4 protein-coding genes and 1 pseudogene are annotated in these 4,382 nt (G+C 67.8%); 2 read left to right on the forward strand and 3 right to left on the reverse strand.

Annotated features, from left to right (window positions below; translation table 11 throughout):
* Positions 1-14: 14 nt before the first annotated feature.
* Positions 15-92, forward strand: a pseudogene (locus tag AB0P41_RS29115) (TetR/AcrR family transcriptional regulator); the annotation flags it as partial.
* 135 nt (positions 93-227) lie between these two features.
* On the opposite strand, the gene AB0P41_RS29120 reads toward AB0P41_RS29115, so the two are convergent.
* The 3 genes from AB0P41_RS29120 to AB0P41_RS29130 all read right to left on the reverse strand — a co-directional run bounded on the left by AB0P41_RS29120 (position 228) and on the right by AB0P41_RS29130 (position 3,100).
* Positions 228-899 carry a 4'-phosphopantetheinyl transferase superfamily protein gene (locus AB0P41_RS29120; RefSeq protein WP_365935024.1) on the reverse strand — a complete coding sequence of 224 codons (672 nt, stop codon included), beginning with the start codon at positions 897-899 and terminating at the stop codon, positions 228-230.
* Between the two features lie 31 nt (positions 900-930).
* Entirely contained in the window at positions 931-1,623 is a 693-nt protein-coding gene (locus tag AB0P41_RS29125; RefSeq protein WP_356714728.1) for an SUMF1/EgtB/PvdO family nonheme iron enzyme, read from the reverse strand.
* 247 nt (positions 1,624-1,870) lie between these two features.
* On the reverse strand, positions 1,871-3,100 hold the full coding sequence (locus AB0P41_RS29130) for a cytochrome P450 (RefSeq protein WP_356714727.1): 1,230 nt from the start codon (positions 3,098-3,100) through the stop codon (positions 1,871-1,873).
* Positions 3,101-3,687: 587 nt separating this feature from the next.
* On the opposite strand from AB0P41_RS29130, the gene AB0P41_RS29135 reads away from it, so the two are divergent.
* Complete coding sequence (locus AB0P41_RS29135) at positions 3,688-4,095, forward strand: DUF4180 domain-containing protein (RefSeq protein ID WP_356714726.1); 408 nt, start codon at positions 3,688-3,690, stop codon at positions 4,093-4,095.
* Positions 4,096-4,382: the final 287 nt, after the last annotated feature.

Consider the following 4,382-nt stretch of genomic DNA (forward strand, 5'->3'; position numbering starts at 1 on the left):
CTGGATTCGACGCAGCCGTCGAGTTGCTGGACTCGGAGGGCATCGAGGCGCTCAGCATGCGCAAGCTCGGCACGCGGCTGAACGCCGCGGCCCGTATCTGACTGTCCGGGAAGAGGCTCTGGTCCCTGACGGTCGACAAGCTGCTCACCGGGACGGACTTCCGCACGCGCGCGGATGAGCGGACCGCGGGCCCGATCGGCCGAGCGGTGTGCCGAGACATGCGGCGGTCATCCTCGCGTCGTCCGCCCCAGGGCGATCGCGGTGAGCAGGACACCCCGGTGGGAGAGCCACCGGCCGTTGAACTCCTCGACGCGTTCGCCGTCGATGCGGGGTCCCGGGACGAGCAGTCGCGCGGAGAAGGACTCCGAGCCGGGGCTGATCCGGATGTCCGCCTCGGCGAAGTCGAGCGGGCGCCCGGTGAGCGGGAACCAGACCTTGAACACCGCTTCCTTGGCGCTGAACAGCAACCGGTCCCAGCAGACGCCGGGAGCGGCACGCGTGAACGCGTGCACCTGCTCGCGCTCCTGCGGCAACGCGATGAAGTCCAGCAGGTCCTGCGGCAGGGGAAGGTCCGGTTCGGCGTCGATGCCCAGCCCCGCGAAGGCGGCGGAGCGGCCGATGGCGGCGGCCCGGAATCCGGGGCAGTGGGTCATGCTTCCGACGAGGCCCGCGGGCCACAGCGGCTCACCGCGCTCGCCCGACACAACGGGCGCAGGCGGCACCCCCAGTTCGTGCATGGCGCGGCGTGCGCACAGACGGGCGTTCGCGTACTCCCGGCGGCGCTTGGGTCGGGCGTTCGCGATGGCGGCGGCCTCCTGCGGGTACAGAGCCGTCAGCGCCGCGTCGTAGTCGACGAACGTGCTGCCCGTGCCGACCTGAGAGGGCAGCAATCGGTCCATCACGGCAGTGCTCCGGACCCACGGGCCCCGCTCACAGTGATCGGGCGAGTCTGAACCCGAGGTCTTCGATGGTGAGCGTCGGGTGGCTCTTGCGGCGGCACGAAGCCCGGCACCCGCGGGGCTCGTCGAAGAAGCCGCCGCCGCGGAAGACGCGGTAGGGGCCGTAGACCCGGGGGTCGTAGACGTCCCAGCACCACTCCCAGACGTTGCCGATCATGTCGTGAAGGCCCCAGGCGTTCGGCTCCCGCGTCGCGACGTCGTGCACGTGGCCCCCGGAGTTACCGCGGTACCACGCGATCTCGTCCAGGTCTCCGTAGCGGGCGGCGGAACTCCCGGCCCGGCAGGCGTACTCCCATTCCGCCTCGGACGGCAGGCGGTAGCCGTCGGCCGTCCAGTCGCAGACCACGTCGTCGGCGTCGGGGCTGTCACCCATCGAGTAGCAGGGATCGCACCCGGTCGCCCGCGACAGCAGGTTGCAGAATCGGACGGCGCCCTTCCAGGAGACCTCGGTGACCGGTGTGCGAGGGCCCGCGGAGCTCACCGGAGCCTCGCCCAGCACAGCGGCGTACTGCTCGCGGGTGACCGGAACCGGTGCCAGCCGGAAGGCGGCGACCTCGGCCTTCCAGTCCGTCATCGTGCCCTCGTCCCGCAGCCGGATCTCTCCGGCGGGCAAGTCGACCATGGGAGCCGCGGCCACCCGGTGCAGTGCTGATTCATGGCTCATCGCAGCCCCGTTCCTATACGTTCGGTTCGAGCGCCCGGCGTGTGAATTCCGCGCGGTGCCCTGTCGTGTCGTTCCGCGCTGGCCAGTAACGTTTCCCGGCCGCCGACCACTCCCGTGAAGTCTGCGGCACCGGGGGCACCCGGAAGCTCCCGAAGGGTCCTTCCGAGCCGAGTCGTGCGGGCCGGCAGGTGAGTGCCGGCCCGCGTCCTGCGGTCCGGTTCCGCAGGGCGGCCCCGTACCGAAAGGGTCAGCCTCGGGGGGCGCCGAGCGACACCGGCAGTGACTGCAGTCCGCGCAGCGCGGTCCCCGGCTGCCAGCGCAGGCCGTCCGGGTCGGCCGCCAGCCGGATGTCCGGGAACCGCTCGATGAGCCGGTCGAAGGCTATCTGCGCCTCCAGCCGGGCCAGCTGGGCGCCGACGCAGTAGTGGATGCCGTGCCCGAAGGACAGGTTGGCGTTCGCCTGGCGATGGATGTCGAGGCTACCCGCGTCCTCGAACTGGGACTCGTCCCGGTTGGCGGACGTGAGAGCGACTACCACCAGTTCGCCCTCCGGGATCACCACGCCGCCCACGTCGATCGGCTCGGTCGTGAACCGCAGGGACGAGGTGTTGACGGGGCTCTCGTAGCGGAGGAGCTCGTCGACCGCTCCGGGCAGCAGGGACCGGTCGGCGCGCAGCGCGGCGAGCTGGTCGGGGTGGCGGAGCAGCGCGAACGCGCCGTTGCCGATGAGGTTGACCGTCGTCTCGTTGCCGGCGACCAGTAGGAGGAACGCCATCGAGACCAGTTCCTGCGTGTTCAGCTTGCCGTCGTCGCTGGAGCGCACCAGCCCGGTGAGCAGGTCGTCGGCCGGCTCGGACCGCTTGTTCTCGATCAGCTCGTACAGGTACTCGAGCAGGGCCGTCGTGGCCTGCGCCAGGCTCTCCGCATCCCCGCCGGAGAGCTGGGTCGGGACCCAGCCCTTGAAGCGCTCCTGGTCGACGGCGGGCACGCCCAGCAGTTCGCAGATCACCGCCATGGGCAGCGGATAGGCGAAGGCGCGCATCAAATCCACCTGATCCTGGTCTTCCATGGCATCGAGCAGTTCCACGGTGATCTCTTCGATCCGGGGAGCCAGTTTCTCGACCGCCCGCTGCGTGAACACCTTGTTGACCTGCTTGCGCAGCCGGGTGTGGTCCGGTGGGTCCGTGTTCATCATGTGCGCCGCCAATTCACTGGCGAACACCATGCCCGCGTTGCCCTCGGTGTGCCGCTCGATGACCTTCTGCCCGACCTCGATGTTCTTGGACAGGCGGTTGTCGGTCAGCACGGACTTCGCGTCCTCGTAGCGAGTGACGAGCCAGACCTTGGTCCCGCCCGGGGCGATGATCTCGCGGACCGGTGCCTCGGAACGCAGGACGTCGTACAGCGCGTGCGGATTGTGCTCGAACTGCTTCTCGTCGATCTGGAGCGGGGCCGCGCCGCCTGGGCCGCTGGACATGTTTCCTCCCGTATGTCGACCAAGTGACAACAACGACTGGTGACTTTGGCGTGCAAATTGCGAACGAGTGGTAGAGGGAGCGGTGCCTGCAGTCGATCACGAAACTCCGCGTCCCGGCAAGGCTTTCCCGGTGAGCGCAACCGCTCGGGCAATGGCACGGAATGCCTCCCGCTGGAGGCCGCTCGGACCATGGGCCCGCCGGGATGGGCCGGATTGATTGTCGTTCGCCATGCCCATAAGCGTCAGAATGGCTGGACCGAGAGGCAGGACGGGCAGTTTCCGGCCGCCCCTGCTGGCTTGTCCTTTATCTCGGGCGGGCTGGGTCTCGCCCCTCGGCGCCGGACCGAACCCGCTCGCCCCTCTCGTGTCGGTAGGGCCCCACCCGCGCCACCGACTCGCTCATTGCCTATCTGAACTGCGAAGTCATGGTCCGTTCGGCTCGATGGGCGCAGAGCGGCCGATGGGCGATCGCCAGGCTCGGCAGGTTGCTAAACCCGCAGTGTAAAAACTGGCCGAAATACTTATCGGGGTGGAGGGTGTGTTGACCGGTGATCATGCGTGTGGTACTTTTCCGACGAAATTGAAAGATGATTGTTTTTTGTTGTGCTGACGGGGGAATCGTGGACTCGGTACAGGGACGGCACGGCGTTCAGGTCTTGATGTGTGATCCGGAAGGTCCCGCAGTGGTCACCGAACAGGATGCGCTGGACCTGATTGGCGCGGCAATGTTCGAGGCTGAGATCGTGGCCCTCCCCGTCAGTCGCCTGAATGACGAGTTCTTCTCTCTCGGCACGCGTATCGCCGGTGAAATCATGCAGAAGTTCGTCAACTACCGTATGCGGCTCGCCGTCATCGGCGACATCTCGCGCCACATGGAATCCAGCACGGCACTGCGTGCTCTCGTCCACGAATCCAATACGGCAAGCCACATTTGGTTTCTTCCCGATGTCGAGGCGCTCGACGCGCGTCTGAAGGGAACAGGCGTAAAGGCGTGACGCCTGCGTGACCGACGTGACGCACAGCACGTCGGAAATCGGTTCCGAGGGTTGAAGCGCACCCTTCAGGAAACCCGGTATCCCTGTCATCGCGCGGAGTTCCCGCTGTCTGATGGCAGCGCGCCCGGCGCGGAGGACGGCAGCCCGCTGCCGGTGGTCCAGACGATATTCACCGCGGAAGCGGCTCGCCAGGAAGAGGTCCCGCCTTTTCGGCGCGCCCGGGTTCGGTCACGGGCGGCCGTCGTGCTGCGCCGAAAACACCGCGAACAACAAGGGGGTCTCCAGCA

Source organism: Streptomyces sp. NPDC079167, from assembly GCF_040686735.1.
In the GTDB taxonomy this organism is placed as follows: domain Bacteria; phylum Actinomycetota; class Actinomycetes; order Streptomycetales; family Streptomycetaceae; genus Streptomyces.

Excerpts from the sequence above, each read along its gene's own strand:
- AB0P41_RS29120 (WP_365935024.1), bottom strand. The coding sequence starts at position 899 with ATGGACCGATTGCTGCCCTCTCAGGTCGGCACGGGCAGCACGTTCGTC.
- AB0P41_RS29125 (WP_356714728.1), bottom strand. The coding sequence starts at position 1,623 with ATGAGCCATGAATCAGCACTGCACCGGGTGGCCGCGGCTCCCATGGTC.
- AB0P41_RS29130 (WP_356714727.1), bottom strand. The coding sequence starts at position 3,100 with ATGTCCAGCGGCCCAGGCGGCGCGGCCCCGCTCCAGATCGACGAGAAG.
- AB0P41_RS29135 (WP_356714726.1), top strand. The coding sequence starts at position 3,688 with ATGATTGTTTTTTGTTGTGCTGACGGGGGAATCGTGGACTCGGTACAG.